This window comes from Streptomyces sp. CNX435 (assembly GCF_059570575.1).
Genome location: NZ_JCANTA010000002.1, coordinates 515,197 through 534,570, shown reverse-complemented (window position 1 = coordinate 534,570; position 19,374 = coordinate 515,197). Strand labels below are relative to the sequence as shown.

Sequence of the window (19,374 nt, the reverse complement as noted above, 5' to 3'; positions counted from 1 at the left end):
CAAGGGGACGTCATGACGGACAAGTACGTCGCCGCAATCGATCAGGGCACCACGTCGAGCCGCTGCATCGTCTTCGACCAGAACGGCGCCATCGTCGCCGTCGACCAGCGCGAGCACCGCCAGATCTTCCCCCGGCCCGGCTGGGTGGAGCACGACGCCACCGAGATCTGGGCCAAGACCCAGGCCGTGGTGGCCGGCGCGCTGGCCCGGGCGGGGCTACGGGCCGACGAGCTGAGCGCCGTCGGCATCACCAACCAGCGCGAGACGACCGTGCTGTGGGACCGGGCCACCGGCAAGCCGGTGCACAACGCCGTCGTCTGGCAGGACACCCGCACCGCTGCCCTGTGCACCGAACTCGGCGGGGCCGACGGCCAGGACCGCTTCCGCGACCGCACCGGGCTGCCGCTCGCCAGCTACTTCTCCGGCCCCAAGGCCGCCTGGCTGCTGGACAACGTGCCGGGCCTGCGCCGCCGCGCGGAGAACGGCGAGATCGCCTTCGGCACCGTCGACTCCTGGCTGATCTACAACCTCACCGGCGGACCGGACGGCGGCGTGCACGTCACCGACGTCACCAACGCCTCACGCACCATGCTCATGAACATCGAGACCCACCAGTGGGACCCGTCGATCCTCGCGGCCATGGACGTCCCGGCCGCGATGCTGCCGGAGATCCGCTCCTCCGCGGAGGTGTACGGCACCTGCACCGGCCAGCTCGACGGGGTGCCCGTGGCCTCCGCGCTGGGCGACCAGCAGGCGGCGATCTTCGGCCAGACCTGCTACGGCGTCGGCGAGGCCAAGAACACGTACGGCACGGGCAGCTTCCTGCTGCTCAACACCGGTACCCGGCCGGTGCCGTCGAAGAGCGGGCTGCTGACCACCATGGGCTACCAGATCGGCGGCGAAGCGCCCGTCTACTGCCTGGAGGGCTCCATCGCCGTCACCGGGGCGCTGGTGCAGTGGTTCCGCGACCAACTCGGGATCATCTCCGCCGCCGACGAGATCGAGACGCTGGCGGCGAGCGTGGCGGACAACGGCGGCGCGTACATCGTCCCCGCGTTCTCCGGCCTGTTCGCCCCGCACTGGCGCGGCGACGCGCGCGGCGTCGTCACCGGCCTGACCCGGTACGTCACCAAGGCGCACCTGGCCCGCGCGGTGCTGGAGGCGACGAGCTGGCAGACCCGCGAGGTCGTCGACGCGATGTACCAGGACTCGGGGGTACGGCTGACGGACCTGAAGGTGGACGGAGGGATGACCGCCAACAATCTGCTGATGCAGCACCAGGCCGACGTTCTCGGCGTGCCGGTGCTGCGGCCGGTGATCTCCGAGACCACCTGCCTCGGCGCCGCCTACGCGGCGGGGCTGGCCACCGGCGTGTGGCAGGACCAGGACGAGCTGAGGACCCACTGGAAGCGCGACACCGCGTGGACCCCGCGGATGGACGACGCCACCCGTGAGCGCGAGTACCGCAACTGGCGCAAGGCCGTCGAGCGCAGCCTCGGCTGGCAGGAGGACGAGACCGGGTGACGGCAGGGCGCCGCGGCGCGGCCGTCCGCCGTCAGGACCGGTTGCCCCGCGGCGCCGCCGCCAGATGCTCGCCGACCCGCTTGACCAGCAGCGTCATCTCGTACGCGATCTGCCCGATGTCGGCGTCCGACGCCGCCATCACCGCGAGGCAGCTGCCGTCGCCGGCGGCGGTGACGAAGAGGAACGCGTCGTCCAGCTCCACCAGCGTCTGCCGTACGGAACCCGCCTCGAAGTGGGTGCCCACGCCCTTGGCCAGGCCGTGGATGCCGGAGGCGACCGCGGCGAGATGCTCGGAGTCCTCCCTGCTCACGTCCTCGGACACGCTCATCGGCAGCCCATCGGACGACAGCACCAGCGCCATCCGCACGCTTGCCAGCCGCCCCACCAGATCGTCGAGCAGCCAGTTCAACCGGCTTCCCGCCGGGTGCTGTCTGTTCCCACCCTGCACAACCATGCCCGCGTCCCTTCCCCAGTCGGCGCAGCCTACTACCGTCGCCCCGGCAACTCGTAGCCCCCTTCGAACGTTGACACGTCGAAACGTGTAAACATGGGTACCCCGGGCATTCACGGCCCCCGCGGACGGAGCGGTCACCCAGGGCACCCGGCGGACAAGCGGGAGAGGGATTTGATGGCTGTGGAGGAGGAGCTGCGGCGCCCCGAGTCGCCGCTCTGGGTCGAGGAGCCCGTCGGCACACCGAGGCTTCCGGATCCGGTACGGACGGCGGCCGTGCGCGCCGTGATCATCGTGGCCGTGACCTTGTCGCAGGCGATGGCGGCCGTGCTCTTCACCGTCACCGGTGCCTGGCCGGCCTTTCCGCTGCTGCTGAGCACGGTCGTCAGCACCGTGGTCGCGACCTGGGGCGTGCTGGACGTCTGGGTGACGCGGCAGGTGTGGAGGCAGCGGCACGGGGTGGAGTCACTGCCCAGCAGCGCGGCGCGGCGCGCCCGCAGGGAGCGCCGCGGCGGGCGCCGCACACAGCGCGACCGGCCGCCGGGAGCGGTGCCGGCGGGAGTCTGAGCGCGGCAGCTTCGGGGCTCGTCGGCCGGGTTCGGATCGGGAAGCCCGCCGGGGCGCAAGAGCGGCTGAACCCGGCCACCCCTGGCCGGTTCGGCTTGTTGTCGATGCGGCCGCCAACTACGGTTCTGCCAGCAGGAGTCGGAACTTCTTCATAGGGGGCGGCCGTCCGCATGACCACAGGCAACAGGGGGCTTCAACGCCTGGAGGCGGCACTGTCCCAGCGCGACTCCCCCTGGTCCCTCTGCATGGTCGGCGAGGACCAGTCGCAGAAGTTCTCCCAGATGAGCAGCGCGCTGCGGGAGCCGTACTCCGAGACCGGCGACGGGAAGTACATCGCGTCCGGGTTCTCGTACTGGGGCGTGGCGTCGACCATGGCGTGGGTGCACGCCTGCTCCGACCTGTTCTACCCGGTGATGCGGGAGAGCATCGAGTCCTTCGCACAGCGCTGGCGGCAGATCGCCGACGACCTCGACGACACCCCCTGCCACTACGTGAGCCTGGGCACCGGCACCGGGCAGAAGGACCAGACGATCCTGTCCCGGCTGCGCCGCGGCCGGGAGCCCGGCGCGCTCACGTACGTGCCCGTGGACGTCAGCCCCGAGATGCTGCGGCTGGGCGGGCGGGAGGCGCTGCGCCATCTCGACCTGCCGGCAGGCGGTGTCGTCCCCGTGCAGCTCGACTTCGCGAACGCACGCGGCGTCCGCGCGCTGCGCCGGCTGGTGGAGAGCCTCGTCGGCGACGAGCCCGTGCTGTACTCGCTGCTGGGCAACACTCTGGCCAACTTCACCGACGACACGGGGCTGCTGACCATGCTGACCGGCAGCCTGCTGCGGCCCCAGGACCGGTTCCTGCTGGAGGTCGCCCGCGCCGACACGCTGGACGACGACGCCGCGCAGGCCGCGGCCCGCGAGTACGGGTCGAGCCCGCGCTTCGCCGAGTTCGTCACCAGCGCCGTCATGGAGTACACCGACCTGCACATCGACATGGCCAGCGTCACGTACGAGCCGTCGGTCGAGGGCGACCGGGCGCTGAAGGTCAAGGTCGTCTACCGCAACCGCACCGGCGGGCAGGTGCTCCTCACCCTGCCCGACCGCAGCGGCGTCGAGTTCCCCGACGGCGACACCATCCGCCTCCTGACCACCCGCAAGTACTCGGCGGACGGCTTCGCCAAGCTGCTCGCCGACGCCGGGGCGGAGGAGGAGACCCGCACCAGCTCCGGCTTCCACGCCGGGTTCGGCGAGACGGGCTTCGGCATGGACCTGGTGCTGCTGCGCTCCGCGGCGGAGGCCGCGGAGGACCCGGCGGTAGAGGTTCCGGCTCCGAACCCGTTCGGCTGACCGGGGCCGCGGGGAATGGTGCGTCCGTCACGGAGCGCGTTCTACGGGGTGTTCACCGCGACCGCGCTCCTCGTCGCCCTCGGGTTGTGCGTCGCCTGGCTGGTACGCGCCTCGGACGGCAGCCGGTGGGAGCCGGCGATCCAGGTGCCGGCGATCCTCGCCGCGATGAGCGGGGTGATCGCGGAGCGGCGGGCTGCGGCCCGGGACCGGGAGAAGCAGACGCTGCGCGCGCTGGCCGAGGAGCTGGTGAAGAACACCGCGATCCTGACCGACCCGCGGTTCGCGCCCCTCGATCCGGCCCGCCCCGTGCACCGGGTCTTCCCGCGGCCCGTGCTGTCGGCGACGGACGCGACGCTGGTGTCCGGCGTGCTGGCCGGGCGGGAGCACCACGAGCTGGTGGCGCTGCTGCACAGGTGGCGCGACACGGTACGGGAGTTCAACCGCCGCCTGGACCTGGCGGAGCTGCGCAGCTTCGTCGTGGAGGCGGACGGGCCGGAGCTGCTGCGGATCGACCGGGACCTGCACCGCGACGGCGGGCACCTGGACGACACGTGCCGGCTGCGGGACCGGATCGAGGAGTTGCTGCGCACCCGATACCGGGACAAGCCGGAGGTGGTCGAGGCGCTGGCCGGTGGCCGGGGCATGGAGCGGGCGGCGGAGCGGGGCGGCTGAGCACCGAGCCGCCGAGTCTCCGGAGCCGGCGGCCCTGTGGCTCGGCGGGTCCGTGGCTCGGCGGGTCGGTGGCTCGGCGGGTCGGTGGCTCTGCAGCCCGCTCTCCTACGGTGCCGCCGCCGGCGGGCGGCGGAAGATCCGGGTCGCCGTCACCTCGCCGACCGACGGCTCCGTCCCCTCCCGCCGCGCCGGCAGCCCCGGGCGCAGGTGTTCCTCCACGGTGATGTACTTCAGCCCCGCGCGCAGGTCCGCGTCGTTGCGCAGCCGGATCACCAGCGGGAACTCGGCGAGCGCCGTCGTGTCGAACAGACCCGTGGTGTAGAGGAGCTGCACGCCGAGGGCGTCGGCGACGGCGCGCTGCAGCTCCAGCAGATACGTGGCGTTGGCGCGGCCGATGGGGTTGTCGAGGAAGAGCGTGCCCGCGTGGTGGTGCCGGTCGTCACCGCGGTCGTTGCCCCGCAGGGCGGCCATCGTGCAGTAGAGCGCGATGGCGGCGGTGAGCAGCTGGCCGCCGGAGAACACGTCGCCCATCTGCCCGACCGGCACCCGCTCCGCGCGCAGCACCGCGTCCGGCTTGAGGATCTCCACCGAGACGCCCCTGGGTTGCATCGCGGCGTCCACGCCGCGCAGCAGCAGCGTCGTGCCGTCGCGGCGCAGGTCGCTGTTCTTGCGTACGGCCGCGCGCGTGGCCTCGTCGATGACCTCGCCCAGGCGCTCCGACAGCGTCGCCTGGTCGGGGTCCTCGAAGCGGATACGCAGGAACTCCTGCCCGGACCACTCCCCCAGCCCCTCCGGCAGCCGCGACAGCCGCTGCGCGGCGCGCAGCGTGGCGAGGCCGGACTCGACCAGCCCGCGCAGCCGGTCGACGATGCCGTCGCGGTTGCGCTCCAGCTGCGCCAGTTCGTCGGTGAGCACGCGCAGCCGCGGCGCGAAGGCCGCCGCCCAGGCGGCGGCGTGCTCCGGCAGGGCGGCGGTGGGCAGTTCGCGGATCTGCTGCCGGGCGGGGGTGCGGACCTGCTCGTAGCGGGTGGAGTTGGCGTGTCGTACGAGCACGTCGCACGCGTCGCGCAGGGCGGACTCGGCGGCGGCGAGGTCCGCGGCGCAGCCGCGCAGCGAGCGGCGGGACTCGGCGGCGGCCTGCCGGGCGCCGTCCAGCCCGCCCGGGAACGGCTCCGCCGCGCCCGCCGCGTCGTCCTGCTCGTCGCCGGCGGCCGGGCCACGGAGCAGGTCCCGCAGCATGGCGGCGGTCTCGGCGAAGGCGTCGGCCGCGTCCACGGCGGCGGCGCTGGCGCGGCGCAGCTCGGCGTGGGCGGCGGTGGCGGCGGCGAGTTCGTCCGCCCGCTCCGCGGCGGTGGCGGCGGCGGCGCGCAGCAGCGCCTGGGCGTGCTCGGCGCCGTCGGGCACGAGGTCGTCGGGCAGCTCGGTGTGCGCGTCGCCGCCCTCGGGCGCGAGCCGCTCGGCGTCGCCGCGCAGCCGCCCCAGCGTCTCGCTGGCCGCGGCGGAGCGGGACTCCAGCAGTTGCACGACGGACTCGGCGCGGGCGGCGGCGGCCTGCCGGGACGGCGCGTCGGCGCCGTCCGGCCCTTCGAGCAGCGTGGCGGCGCGGGTACGGACCTTGTTGCTGAGCCGGTTCAGCTCCGCGAGCGCGGCGGACTCCTCGCTCTCGGCCCGCGCCTGCTCGGCCCGCAGGTCGGCGCCGACGCCGACCTTCTCGTAGACGTGGGAGGCGGCCCGGTACGCCTCCCGCAGCGCGGGCAGCGAGGCGCGCGCCGCGTCCGCGGCGGTGGCCCGGACCCGCCGGGCCGGGGCGCCCTCCGGGCGGGCGGCGGGGGCGGCCCAGCCGGCTGTACCCGGGGGCCCGGATGAGTGGGGGGCGGTGGTGTCCGTAGGAGCGCCGCCCGGGCGGGACGTTGCGGCCTGAACCGCACCGGAACCGGCCCGGCCGCCGGTCCCGGCCCCGGCCCCACCGTCCGCCCCCGTGGGCGGGCTTCCGGGCCGCGCGCCCGGCGCCCCGCCGGGAGAAGCCGAGGGCCCGGCGGGCTCCGCCGCCGCGGCCTCGTCCGCCGCCTCCGCCTCCAGCTCCTCCGCCACCCCCGCGATCTCCGCGCGCTCCGCGCGCAGCGCGCGGGACGTGCGGCGGGCGTCGTCGGCGGCGCGCTGGGCGTCGCGGCGGTCCTCGTCGGCCGCGCGGGCGCGGGCGACGCAGTCGGCGGCCCTGCCCTCGTACTCCACCGCCTCGTCGGCGAGTTCGCGGAGGCGGGCCTGCCACCCCGAACGCTCGCGCAGGCGGTGCGCCAGGCCCGCCAGGGCGTCGGCGCCGCGGCGGGCGCGCTGGGCCCGCTCCTGGCGCTCCTCGCGGGCCCTGGTGGTCTCCTCGGCTGCTGCCGCGGCGTCCTCGGCATCGACGCGGGCGCGGGTCAGCACCCCGTCCGCCGCGGCGGCTGCCGTACGGGCCGTCTCCGCGGCGGCGGCAAGCTCGGCCAGTCGGCCGGCGGGACAGCCCGTACGCCACGAGGCCAGCCGCGCCGCCAGGGCCCGGTCGGCGGCGAGTCGGGCGGCGAGGGCGCGGATCTGCTCGTCGCGGTCGGCGGCGCGGGCGCGCAGGGCGTGGCGCTCGTCGTCGGCGGCGCGCTCATCGTGCATGGCCGGGTTGGGCGGCACGAGGAACACCCCGCCGTCGCGCTCCCCGGTGGGTGGCGGGGGCGCGAGCAGGGCGGCGGCGGTGCCGACGGCGAGGGCCGAGCGGGGCAGCAGCGCCGCTTCGCGCAGCACCTCGCGGGCGCGGGCGTGCGTGTCCGGGTCGGTGATGACGACGCCGTCGACCAGCTCCGGGCGGGCGTCGAGTACGGCGGCGTGGTCGGCCGGGTCGACGGCCTGGGCGAGGTACCGCCAGCCGGGCAGGGCGGGGATGCCGTGCTCGCCGAGGCAGTCCACGACGGCCAGCACGTCCGGCCCCGGCGGCAGCAGGCCGCCGTCGCCCAGGGCGGCGAGGATCCGGGCGTCGTCCCCGGCGGCGGTGCGCAGGTCGAACAGCCGCCGCTCGACGTCCGTGACGCGCGTGTCGAGCAGCGCCCGCAGCTCGTCGGCGGCCCGGTCGAACTCCACGGCGCTCAGCGCCCGTTCCGCACCGCCCGCACCGGAGGCCTCCCGGGGGCCCCGGCCCCGGCCCCGCGCGGCCACGCCGGCGGCGGGCCGGGAGGGCGCCATCGTCTCGCCAGGCAGGCGGGCCCGCGCGCCCTCGCCCGCCCCGGCGGCACCTCCGGTGCCGCGCGGACCGGGCCCCGGCGCGTCCTCGGGCACGTCGCCGGGCCCGGCCGGACCGCTTCCCGGGCCCGCGCTCGCGCCGCCCGCCCCGTCCGGCTCCGGCAACCCCAGCAGCTCCACCAGCCGGGGCTCCGCCGCCAGCGACTCCGCCGCGCGGCGCTCCGTGTCGTACGCCGCCGCCGACGCCTCGGCCGCGTCCGTGGCGCGGGCCGCGGCCAGCTCCGCGCGGGCCAGGGCCGCCGTCGTCTCGCGGGCGCGCTCCGTCGCCGTGCGGGCGGACTCGCGGGCCTCGTCCCAGGCGGCGACCGCCGCCTTCTCCGCGTCCCCGGCGGCGAGTGCCGCGCGGGCTGGGTCCTTGTCGGGGGCAGTGTCGGGGAGGGCGTCGTCGGCGGCGTCCAGCCAGCCGGCCCGTACCGCCTCGGCCGTCTCCTGCTCGACCTCCGCGAGCCGCTGGCGCAGGTGGCCGGTCTCGCTGCGGGCGCGCTGCGCGCGGGTGGCGGCGGCGACCGCGTCGGCGTGCGCCGTCTCCGACTCCCGCTGCAGCCCGGCCGAGCGCTCCTCCTGCTCCGCGGCCAGCGCCTCACCGTCGCGGGCGGCGGCATGCAGCGCGCGTACGAGCCCGGTGGCGGCCTGGGCGCGGGCCGCGAGCGCCGGGGCGGCGTCGCGCTCGGCCTCGCGGATGGCGGCGGAGACGCGCGCGGCGCGATCGGCGGCGGCGCGGTGCCGCAGCACCGCCTCCGCGCCCTGCCAGGCGGCGTGCAGCGTACGGGCGTCGGTCAGCTCGCGGCGCTTGCCCGCGGCGCTCTTCTCGGCGGCGGCCAGCGCCAGCGACGCGTGCCGGTACGCCAGCTCCGCGGCGATCAGTTCGCTGCCGCGCCGGGACTCCTCCGCGGCCGTGACCCGCTCCCCCGCCGCCCGCTCCTGCCCGGCCAGCTCCGCCGCCCGGGCACGCTCCGCGTCGGCCCGGGCGGTGAGCCGGCCGGCGAGCGCCCGGGCCCGGCGCTCGGCGCCGCCGAGCACGTCACGGGCGCGGGTGCGCTGCTCCGCGCCCGTGACGATGTGCGTGAGCAGGTCGAGGGAGCCGGCGGTGAAGTCGCGCTCGGCGGTGAGCTCGGCGCGGCGGCCCAGCTTGTGCGCGAAGCCGTGGACGAGGTCGGCGAGGCCGTCGGTGTCACGGGTGTCGGTGACCGCACGGAGCAGCAGGTGGGTGAAGTCGGAGTCGTTCTTCACCGCGAACAGCCCGGCGGCCTCGCCCTCGTCGGCGTTCATCTCCCGCTGGTAGCGGAAGAGTTCGGGGTCGAGGCCGAGCCGTCCCAGGTGCTCGTTCCACCGCTCGTGAATCTCCTCCCACACCACGTCCAGGTGCGGGTACGCCTTGCCGGCCTCGGTCAGCGCATCCCGGAAGCCCTTCATCGTGCGGCGCCGCCCCCGCGCCCCCGACGCACCCTCGGCGGCGGGGCGTACGGCCGCAGCCGCCGACATCTCCGCGACCGGCAGCCCGTCCAGGCCCATCCCGGGTCCGGGGCGGAACGAATACCACGCCTCGGCGAACTTCCGGGGGTCGCCGGAGACCTGCCGGCCGCGCCACTCGCTCACCTTGCCGACGACGATCTGCTCGCCGGTCACGGTGTGCTGCCACTCCAGCGCGACGTGCCCGGTGTCGTCGGCGAGCAGGAACTTGCGCAGCACGCCGGAGCTGGCGCCGCCGAGGGTGTTGCGGTGGCCGGGCAGCATCACGGAGAAGATCAGCTTCAGCAGCACGGACTTGCCGCCGCCGTTCTCCAGGAACAGCACGCCCGCGGGCGCCGGCCGGCGCGGCGGGCCGGCCGGCTCGGCGGCGAAGAAGTCACCCTGGGCGGGCGCCGGCTGGGGCACCTCGCCGCCGACGCCGCGCAGGTCGAGCACGGTGTCGGCGTACCGCGCGCCGGCGGGCCCGATGGAGTAGAGGCGGATCCGGGACAGCTCGTACATGGGATTGCGGCCCTCGCTCGTGACGTCTCGACCGGCCGTCAGGCCCGCTCGTGCTGGCTGGGGAAGAACGGCAGCGCGCCGCCGGCGGGCTCGCCGTCGTCGGCGGCGGGCGCCAGGGTGGCGCTGCCGTCGGCCACGGGCACGACGCCCAGCTCCAGCAGCTCGGACATGGCCGCGCCGCCCGCCATGTCCCGCACCTGCAGCTGGTAGCGCGCGGTGGTGCGGTACGTGCCGCCGGCGTCGTCCGACGTGCGCTGCAGGAAGCCGGAGTCGGTGAGGAACGCCATGGCCTTGCCGATGATGCCGGTGGTGGAGCCGGCGAGCCGGCGGGCGTCCTTCGTGGCGCCGGTGGCGCTGCGGCGCGCGTACACCCGCCAGGCGGCCTCCAGGCCGCGCTCGCCCTCGGCCGGATCGGTGTTCTCGCCGGCCTCCTTGGCGCGCTCCTCCAGGCGGCGGCACGCCTGGCGGACGAAGGCGTCGACGCCGTTGACGCTGACCCGGCCGATGTAGCCGTCGTCGGCCAGGTCCTCGGGGCGCGGGAACGCCATGGCGGCGACGGCGAGATGGGCCAGGCCGTGCAGGAAGCGGTCGGCGGAGTCGGTGGCGGCGCGGCGCGCGTAGTCGCCCATGCGGACGGCGAAGACGGAGTCCTCGGCGGCGGTGACGGCCATGCCGGTACGGGTCGAGACCTCCAGCACGACGAGGCCGAGGCCGGTGGCGACGGCGTCGGCGAGGCGGGCGAAGGGCGGCTCCTCGCGGTAGCGGCGGAGCAGCTCGGCGTACTCCAGGTCGCGGGCGGGCAGCAGCTTGGGCTGCAGGCCGAAGGAGACCAGCCGGGCGGCGTCGGCGGCGTCGGCGGGGGTGACCGCGGCCGGGTGTCCGGAGGCGCCGCCGGCACCGTCGGCCTCGGGGGTCGTTCCGGCGCCGGAAACGGTCGCGGGGTCAGGAGTCACGAGGCGGCCTCCGAGCGACCGGCCGCCATCCCGGCGGCGTCCAGCAGGGCCGTGCCGACGATGAGGTCGGCGCCGCCGAACTCGTCGTCAGCCATCTCCGTCCCGTCGTCCACGGCGAACAGCAGCCGCTCGTCCCCCTGCCGGTACGCCGTTCCCACGGCCGGGCCCGCGGCGTGCACCGCGAGGAGGGCGACGAGGTACGGCAGCCCGGGGTCGCGGCGGCGGGCGTCGGCGAGCAGTCCGGAGAGCCGGCGCGGGGCGTCGGGCGGCAGGTCCAGCAGCTCGCCCGCGGCGGCGAGCTGCTCCTCGCTGAACCGGCTGTCGTCCGGGGTGGCGACGAGGTCCGGCTCGGGCATCTCGGCGCCGAGGTGGGCCCGTTCCAGCGGGGGCGTGAGCAGCAGCTCCGCGAGATCGGCGAGACGTACGGCGTGCGGGGCGCGCAGGCCGGTGCCGCGGGCGAAGAAGGCGTCGGTGACGCGGTGGGCGGCGGACACGGGGAGCGGCAGCACGGGGGCGAGGAGCTGGCCGTAGAGGTCGACGCCGGTGCGGGCGGCGGGCGGCGCGAACGCCTGCCGGTCCTGCTCGGCGCGAAACAGCGGGCCGGCGTCCAGCAGCCGGGTCTGCAGCTGGGTGTGGCGGCGGATGCAGTCCTTGACGATGTCGACCAGCTCGGCGGCGCGGCGCTTGTGGTCGGGGTCTTCGGCCTCGTCGCGGGCGCGGCGGATGTTGGTGAGGATGGCGTTCTCGTGCCGGTACCGGTCGGCGACGTGGTCCAGCGCCTCGTCGATCATCGCGGGCACGGTCTGCAGCCAGTCGACCGCGCGGACGTTGCGCCGGGTGGCCTCCAGGGCGCGGCGCAGCGTCTCCGCGTACTGCACGGTGCGGTAGCGGGCCTGCTCGGCGGCGAGCTGGGCGTCGGCGAGGCGGCCTCGGCTGATGAGGACTTCGAGCTTGACCTCGGCGGCGATCTGCGCGCTGGTGACATCGGTGTCGAGGGCGCCCACCAGCACGTTGACCGCCTCGTCGGTAGTGCGCAGATAGACGGCGCCGCCGGGGCCGGGGACCTCTTCGACGAGCTTGAAGTCATACTCCCTGCGCACGTACGCCCCGTCGTGGCCGAACGTGCCGTACACCGCGCGGAAGCCGCGGTCGACGCTGCCGACGTTGACCAGGCTGTCCAGCACCCAGTGGGCCACCCGCTCGTGCTCGGCGCGTGGGCGCAGCGGGGCCTGGGCGGCGACGCGCGGCAGCAGCCGGGCGATGACCTCGTCGGGCTCGGCACCGGTGTCGAAGTCCATCTGCAGCGTGACCAGGTCGATGGCGGACAGGGCCACCTCCGCCATCGCGTACACCCCGAACTCGCCCGCGAGCATCGCCTTGCGGGCGTCCAGGTCGTGCAGCGGGGCCGTGCACGCCAGGGCGCGCAGGCGGCGGGCCAGGCCCTCGTCCGCGGCCGGGCCCGGGGCGGGCCGGGGCGCGCCGGCGGCGGGCGTCGCGGTGGTCGGAGCAGTCACGACGGACAGATTAGGCGGTGCCACCGACATCGACCGAAACGGTACGGCCTCCGGCCCGGTCGGCCGGTCGGGGAGCAGGCCCCGGCCGGGGATGGGGCGGGGCGAGCGCGGGCCAGCGGGGCAAAGGCGCGGGCCAGAGCCGGGGCCGGATCACCGGCGGTGGATGCGCGGCTGTGGGTACGGGCCGCGCATCGGCAACGCGGCCGCGACCAAGCCCGCGGGCACGCTGCCCGACCCGAGCGCACCGCCAGCTCACACCGGTTTGCCGTACCCGCCACCGCCCGGGGTCTCGACCACCAGGACGTCCCCCGCCCCCGCCTCGACGGTGTCGCACCCCGCCAGCGGCTCCACGGTGCCGTCGGCCCGCTCCATGGCGTTGCGGCCGAGCGCCCCCGGCCCGCCGCCCGCCATCCCGTACGGCGCCACCCGCCGGTGCCCGGTCAGCAGCGTCACCGTCATCGGTTCCAGGAAGCGGATGCGACGCACCGCGCCGCGCCCGCCGTCCCAGCGGCCCCGGCCGCCGCTGTCGTCCCGTACGGCGAACTCCTCGACGCGCACCGGGTAGCGCCACTCCAGCACCTCGGGGTCGGTGAGGCGGGAGTTGGTCATGTGGGTCTGCACGACGTCGGCGCCGGGGAAGCCGTCTCCCGCGCCGGAGCCGGAGGCGACCGTCTCGTAATACTGCGCCTTGTCGTTGCCGAAGGTGACGTTGTTCATCGTCCCGGAGCCCTCCGCCTGCACCCCGAGCGCCGCGTACAGCGCGCCCGTCACCGCCTGGGAGGTCTCGACGTTCCCGGCGACGGTGGCCGCGGGGAACTCCGGCGCGAGCATGGAGCCGGGCGGGATGCGCACCTCCAGCGGCTTCAGGCAGCCGCTGTTGAGGGGGATGTCCTCGGCGACGAGGGTGCGGAAGACGTAGAGCACGGCGGCCATGACGACCGAGCTGGGCGCATTGGCGTTGCCGGGCAGCTGGGCCGACGTGCCGGTGAAGTCGACGACGGCGCCGCGCGCCTCGCGGTCGACGCGGACTGCGACTTCGATGACGGCGCCGGCATCGGTCTCGTAGCGGTACGAGCCGTCCCTCAGGGCGGCGATGACGCGGCGCACGGACTCCTCGGCGTTGTCCTGCACGTGCCCCATGTAGGCGCGCACGACGTCGAGGCCGAACATGCCGATCATGCGGTGCAGCTCGTCGATGCCCTTGTTGTTGGCGGCGATCTGGGCGCGCAGGTCGGCGAGGTTGGCGTCGGGCGCGCGCGAGGGGTACGGGCCGGAGGTCAGCAGCCGGCGCGTCTCGGCTTCGCGCAGCCTCCCGTCCCGTACGAGCAGCCAGTTGTCGAAGAGGACGCCTTCCTCCTCGATCGTGCGGCTGAACGCGGGCATCGATCCCGGGGTGATGCCGCCGATCTCGGCGTGGTGGCCGCGGGAGGCGACGAGGAACAGCAGTTGTTGCCCGCCCGCGGCGCCAGCCGCTGATGTCACAGTGTCGAAGACGGGCGTGACGACGGTGATGTCGGGCAGGTGCGTGCCGCCGTGATACGGGTCGTTGATGGCGTAGACATCGCCGGGCCGCAGCCCGTGCTCGGTGTCCCGGTTGCGCCGCAGCACCTCTTTGATGGACTCCCCCATCGACCCCAGGTGCACGGGCATGTGGGGGGCGTTGGAGATCAGGTTGCCGTCGGCGTCGAACAGGGCGCAGGAGAAGTCGAGCCGCTCCTTGATGTTGACGGAGTGGGCGGTGCTCTCCAGCCGTACCCCCATCTGTTCGGCGATTGCCATGAAGAGACTGTTGAAGACCTCCAGCATCACGGGGTCGACGCCCGTGCCGACCGCCTGCGTGGCGGGCCGCGGGCGGACGCGGGTGAGCGTGAGGTGGCCGCGGTGGTGTACGGCGGCCTGCCAGCCGGGGTCGACGACGGTGGTGGAGCCCTCCTCGGCGAGGATCGCGGGGCCGGTGACGGTGTCGTCGGCACGCAGCTCCGCGCGCTGGTACAGCCCGGCCTGGTGCCACTGCCCGTCGGCGAAGATCCGTACCCGGTCGGCGGGTTCGGGCGCACCCCCGGCACGGTCGTGCCGGCCGGTCTCGTCCCGCGTGGGTGCGGCCTGCTCGGCGGCGGCCTCGACGGACGCGGCCTCGGCGACGATCGGCTTGTCCATCGTGAACGCGAACCGCCTGCGGTGCACGGCCGTGAACTCCGCCCGCATCTCCGCCTCGTCCGCCAGCGGTACCGCGATCGCCGAGTCCGTGCCCGCGTACCTCAGGTGCACCCGCGCCTCGGTGCCCACGGCAGCCGCCGGAATGCCCTCGTCCGCCAGGTCCGCCGCCGCCCGCTCGGCCAGTTCCGCGCACACCTGCCGGATCCGCGGCATCGACCCCTCGTCCAGCTCCGCCTCCACGGCCTGCTCCCGCATGGCCGTCGCGGCGGCGACCCCGATGCCGTACGCGGAGAGCACGCCGGGGTGCGGCGGGACGACGACGGTGGAGATGCCGAGCACGTCGGCGACGGCGCAGGCGTGCTGGCCGCCGGCGCCGCCGAAGCTGGTGAGCGCGTAGCGGGTGACGTCGTGGCCGCGCTGCACGGAGATCTTCTTGACCGCGTTGGCCATGTTGAGTACGGCGATGTCGAGGAAGCCGGCCGCGACCTCCTCCGGGGAGCGCCGGTCGCCGGTGGCCGCGGCGGCGGTCTCGGCCAGCTCGGTGAACGCCCGCCGGACGGCCTCGCCGTCGAGCGGCTGGTCTCCGCCGGGCCCGAAGACGGCGGGGAAGTGGTGCGGCTGGACGCGGCCGAGCATGACGTTGGCGTCGGTGACCGTCAGCGGCCCGCCGCGGCGGTAGCAGGCGGGGCCGGGGACGGCGCCGGCGGAGTCGGGGCCGACGCGGTAGCGGCGGCCGTCGAAGTGCAGGACGGAGCCGCCGCCGGCGGCGACGGTGTGGATGCTGAGCATCGGCGCGCGCATCCGTACGCCCGCCACCCGCGTGTCGAAGTCGCGCTCGAACTCGCCCGCGTAGTGCGAGACGTCGGTGGACGTGCCGCCCATGTCGAAGCCGATGACCCGGTCGTGGCCCGCCTCCGCGGAGGAGCGGACCATGCCGACGACTCCGCCGGCCGGCCCGGAGAGGACGGCGTCCTTGCCGCGGAAGTGCGTGGCCTCCCGCAGACCGCCGTTCGACTGCATGAACTGCAGCCGGATGCCGGGCAGTTCGCCGGCGACCCGGTCGACGTAGCGGCGGAGGATCGGCGACAGGTAGGCGTCGACGACGGTGGTGTCGCCGCGCGGCACGAGCTTCATCAACGGGCTGACCTCGTGGCCGCAGCTGATCTGCGTGAAGCCCGCGCGCCTGGCCTCCTCGGCGACGGCCCGCTCGTGCGCCGCGTAGCGGTATCCGTGCACGAGGACGACGGCGGCGCCGCGGAACCCGTCGCGGTAGGCGTCCCCCAGCGCCGCGCGGACGGCGCCGAGGTCCAGGTCGCGTACGGCCTCGCCGTGCGCGCCGACGCGCTCCGGCACCTCGATCACCCGCTCGTACAGCGCCTCGGGTTTGAGGATCCGGCGCTCGAAGAGCAGCGGCCGGTTCTGGTACGCGATCCGCAGCGCGTCCCGGAACCCCTCGGTGACGACGAGGACCGTGGGCTCGCCCTGCCGTTCGAGGAGGGCGTTGGTGGCGACGGTGGTGCCCATCTTGACCACCTCGACGCGCTCCGCGGGCACCGGCTCGTCCGGGCCGAGGCCGAGCAGCAGCCGCACCCCGGCGACCGCCGCGTCGTCGTGGGCGCCGTACCGCCCCGGGTCGTGCGAGAGCAGCTTGCGGGCGACGAGGGTGCCGTCCGGTCGTCGGCCCACCACGTCGGTGAACGTGCCGCCGCGGTCGATCCAGAACTGCCAGCGCGCCGTCATGCGGCCATTCTCGCAGTCCGCGACCGTACGTGAAGGACGCGTGACGGACGTCAGCCGGCCGCGCCGTCCGGGGTGATGCGGGTGCGCACGGTGCTCTGCACGTCGCCGTCCTCGGCCGGGTCGGCGGCGAGGCTGCGCAGCCGGGCGACGACGCGGGCGTCGGCGGTCTCGGCGTGCCGGGCGCCGATCTCGCGGGTGGTGTCCTCGCAGTCCCACAGGCACTCGACGGCGAAGGAGGCCGGGAACGACGGGTCGGTGGCGGCCAGCGCGCGGGCGGTGACGCCGCGGAGCTGCGAGCTTCCGGTCTCGCGGTAGATGTGCCGCAGCACGGGCGCGGCGGAGGTGATCGCCAGCCGTCCCGCGCCGGCGACGAGGGCGCACAGGTCGGGCGCGTCGGGCCCCGCGTCGCGTACGCGGCGCAGCAGCACGGTCCGTACGGCACGGGCGTCGCGTGCGGCGCCGCGGCGGGCGAGCATCACGCCGGCGGCGGTGCCGAGCGCGTCCTCGCGCGCCGCCCAGCGACGGGCGGTGTCGAGGGCGGCGGTGGAGCACATCCGGCCGAAGGTGGCGAGCGCGGCCTCGGCGAGAGTCTCGGCGGGCGCGCAGGCGGCTGCCTCGATCAGGTCGTACGTCTCGGGGTCGCCGGTCGTGGCGAGGTGCGCGAGGGCGGCGGCCCGGGCGCCGTCGCCGCCGCCGCGGGCCGCCGCGAGCAGCTCGGGGCGGTCCTCGGGCCCGGCGACGGCCGCGAGGCAGCGGGCGGCCGCGGCGTGCCGGGGCTGTACCGGGTACTGCTCCAGGCCGTCCTGCGCCCAGTCGAGGACCTCGGTGACGCTCCAGCCGGGCCGCGGCCCGCGGGAGCGGAGCTGGCGCTGCCAGCGGTCGAAACTCTCCTGCTCCTGGGCCGCGCGCACCCGTTCGCCCAGCTCGGGGTCCTCGGCCCACAGCCGCCAGGGCCGGGGTTCGAACGCCCCGCGCATCTCCTCGGCCAGCTCGCGCTCGCCCTCGGGGGTGCGCGGGAAGCGGGCCAGCACGTGCGGGGCGAGGGCGCGCAGCCCGGCGTCGTCGTCGCGCAGGGCGAGTTCGTCGAGGGCCCACTGCCAGCAGCCGCCGGCGGCGGCGTAGCGGCGGAGCAGCTTCAGGGCGTCGTCGCGGCCGTACGAGGCGAGGTGGCCGAGGACGGAGAGGGTGAGGCCGGTGCGCTGCTCGTCGGGGCGCAGCAGATCGTCGGGGGCGAAGAGGTGGTCGGCGAGGACGTCCACGGGGGCGTCCAGCTCCAGGTAGAGCCGGGCGTAGTACAGCGAGCGGTTCTCCACCTGCCAGTCGTGCCTGGGGTCGTCGAGCACGCAGCTGTACAGCGCCTGGAGGGCTTCGGCCCGGGGTGCGGCGAGTGCGTGCAGGGTCCCGTCGCCCCGGCCGCGCTGGAGGAGGCCGAGGAGGGTGCCGCTGGGCGCTATGGCTGGCTCGAACATGACGTCAGCATCCGGTGTGGTGGGACCGCTGGCAACGGAATTTTCCGCGGAACGGACAGACCGGGCCACCGGCCGGCTGCCGGCTCCATTGCCGCGGCAGCTTACTGGAGTGCGGAGACCGGGTGAAGTGCGGTCGGGAATCGGTCAAGCGTGCATATGCCCCACGCAAGTGCTTCAGTCTCGGCAAACCCCTTACACAGCGTCGCCGCCTGTGCCACAGTCGTAACGGCGAAACGGCGGACCACAACGACACCGCCGCCCGGGCCGGAAGGTATCGGAGATCACACCATGGCCGCCGCCTCACAACTCCCCCGCGCCACGGACCCGCCCCCGGCGCGGCAGCCCGAGCACAGCGCCGTGGCCACGCTGCTGGCACAGATCGCCCGGCTGCGCGACAGTCTGGAGGCGGTGCGGCGGGAGACGGTGGCCGCCGCGGGCGACGCCGAGGAGGCCGAGCTGCGCTGGCAGCGGGCGCTGTGCGACCTCGCGGCGCGGCAGCTCGACTGCCTGACCGTACAGCTCGGACAGCTGTGCGGAGGCCACCCCGTCGACCGCGACCGGGAGGGCGGCGAGGGGCGCGAGGGCCACGCCCGGGCCGAGGCCGCCGCGGACCCGCGGGAGCAGCCGCGGCCCCGGGTCGGCAGCGCCGAGTGGCATCTGCTTTCGGACGAGGTCGACTGGTCGGACGACCTGTACGACATCTTCGGCAGGGATCCCGGTGAGGGCCCGCTGTTGCTGGACGACCTGCCGTCCTGGTTCGACCCGGCCGACCAGCCGCGGCTGACCGCGATGGTCACCGGCTGCCTGGTCGACGGCAGGCCGATCGACGGCGAGTTCCGCATCCGCCGGCCGGACGGCGCCGCGCGCACCCTGCACATCGTCGGCGAGCCCGTCCTCGACGCCGGGGGCGCGACCGCGTCGATGTGGGCGGTCGTACGCGACGTCACCGAGCTGCGCCGCAGCCGGCAGGCGGTGCAGGAGTCGGAGTCCGCGCTGCAGCGCGAGCGGCACTTCGCGCACGCCGAGCGCCGCATCGCCCAGGAGCTGCACGAGTCGGTGCTGCCGCCGTGGCGCGGCGCGGTGCACCTGCCGGCCGGCGGCCCGGCCGCGCTGACCGTGGCCGGGCACCACTTTCCGGCCGCCGCCGACACTCTTGTCAGCGGTGTCTGGTACGACGCGTTGCCGCTGCCCGGCGGCGGCACCCTGCTCGGCGTCGGCGACGTCGCCGGCCGTGGCGTGCCGGCCGCCGCCGGGATGGCGATGCTGCTCGGTGCGGTGCGCGGCATGGCGCTGGGCGGCACGGAACCCGGCGGGCTGCTCGCCCGGGTCAACGAGTTGCTGGAGGTGTCGGCGCAGCCGGCCCTGGTCGGCACGGTCTGCTGCCGCTACGACCCGGCGGACCGCACGCTGCGCTGGGCGCGGGCCGGGCACACCCCGCCGCTGCTGTTCCGCGACGGTGCCGGCCGCGCCCTCGCCGCCCCCGAAGGCGTGCTGCTGGGTGCCACCGCGGACACGTCGTACGAGCAGGTGAGCGAGCCGCTGCGGGGCGGCGACCTGCTCCTGCTGCACACCGCCGGGCTCGGCGCGCACAGCCCGGAGCCGGCCCGGGAGCGGCTGCTCGCGCTCGCCCCGCGGTTCGCGGCGGCACCCGGCGCCCGGGACTGCCTGCGCGCGGTCGTCGAGGAGTTCGGCGGCGGGCGGCGCGGGGACGACGCCTGCGTGCTCGTGGCCGAGGTGACGGGCTGAGCGGGCGGC

Annotated in this window: 11 protein-coding genes; 5 read left to right on the top strand and 6 right to left on the bottom strand. The window is 75.7% G+C overall.

What is annotated here, in order from left to right; translation table 11 throughout:
- Positions 1-12: 12 nt before the first annotated feature.
- Complete coding sequence (gene glpK, locus T328_RS05645) at positions 13-1,524, top strand: glycerol kinase GlpK (protein WP_496494738.1); 1,512 nt, start codon at positions 13-15, stop codon at positions 1,522-1,524.
- A 31-nt stretch (positions 1,525-1,555) separates the two neighbouring features.
- On the opposite strand, the gene T328_RS05640 is transcribed toward glpK, so the two are convergent.
- A complete protein-coding gene (locus tag T328_RS05640; protein WP_496494737.1) occupies positions 1,556-1,978 on the bottom strand; it encodes a roadblock/LC7 domain-containing protein in 423 nt (140 codons plus the stop codon).
- A 174-nt stretch (positions 1,979-2,152) separates the two neighbouring features.
- Here T328_RS05640 and T328_RS05635 point away from each other — a divergent pair, with 174 nt between their 5' ends.
- From T328_RS05635 to T328_RS05625, 3 genes are all read left to right on the top strand, one after another.
- Positions 2,153-2,542 (top strand): hypothetical protein, encoded by a 390-nt coding sequence (locus tag T328_RS05635; protein ID WP_496494736.1) that lies wholly within the window; start codon positions 2,153-2,155, stop codon positions 2,540-2,542.
- Positions 2,543-2,712: 170 nt separating this feature from the next.
- Complete coding sequence (locus tag T328_RS05630) at positions 2,713-3,879, top strand: L-histidine N(alpha)-methyltransferase (protein ID WP_496494735.1); 1,167 nt, start codon at positions 2,713-2,715, stop codon at positions 3,877-3,879.
- Positions 3,880-3,927: 48 nt separating this feature from the next.
- The gene (locus T328_RS05625; RefSeq protein ID WP_496494734.1) at positions 3,928-4,551 is read left to right on the top strand and encodes a hypothetical protein; all 624 of its coding nucleotides are present in this window, start codon (positions 3,928-3,930) and stop codon (positions 4,549-4,551) included.
- A gap of 105 nt (positions 4,552-4,656) precedes the next feature.
- On the opposite strand, the gene T328_RS05620 is transcribed toward T328_RS05625, so the two are convergent.
- From T328_RS05620 to T328_RS05600, 5 genes are all read right to left on the bottom strand, one after another.
- Positions 4,657-9,786 carry a hypothetical protein gene (locus tag T328_RS05620; RefSeq protein WP_496494733.1) on the bottom strand — a complete coding sequence of 1,710 codons (5,130 nt, stop codon included), beginning with the start codon at positions 9,784-9,786 and terminating at the stop codon, positions 4,657-4,659.
- A 38-nt stretch (positions 9,787-9,824) separates the two neighbouring features.
- On the bottom strand, positions 9,825-10,739 hold the full coding sequence (locus T328_RS05615; protein ID WP_496494732.1) for a hypothetical protein: 915 nt from the start codon (positions 10,737-10,739) through the stop codon (positions 9,825-9,827).
- Entirely contained in the window at positions 10,736-12,283 is a 1,548-nt protein-coding gene (locus T328_RS05610; protein WP_496494731.1) for a hypothetical protein, read from the bottom strand. Before T328_RS05610 ends, T328_RS05615 begins: the two co-directional genes overlap by 4 nt.
- A 222-nt stretch (positions 12,284-12,505) precedes the next feature.
- Positions 12,506-16,150 (bottom strand): hydantoinase B/oxoprolinase family protein, encoded by a 3,645-nt coding sequence (locus T328_RS05605; protein WP_496494730.1) that lies wholly within the window; start codon positions 16,148-16,150, stop codon positions 12,506-12,508.
- A gap of 50 nt (positions 16,151-16,200) precedes the next feature.
- Positions 16,201-17,619 (bottom strand): HEAT repeat domain-containing protein, encoded by a 1,419-nt coding sequence (locus tag T328_RS05600; protein ID WP_496494729.1) that lies wholly within the window; start codon positions 17,617-17,619, stop codon positions 16,201-16,203.
- A 288-nt stretch (positions 17,620-17,907) separates the two neighbouring features.
- Between T328_RS05600 and T328_RS05595 the strand changes: the two genes are divergently transcribed.
- Positions 17,908-19,365: a PP2C family protein-serine/threonine phosphatase gene (locus T328_RS05595; RefSeq protein WP_496494728.1), complete on the top strand. Its 1,458-nt coding sequence runs from the start codon at positions 17,908-17,910 to the stop codon at positions 19,363-19,365.
- Positions 19,366-19,374 lie beyond the last annotated feature (9 nt).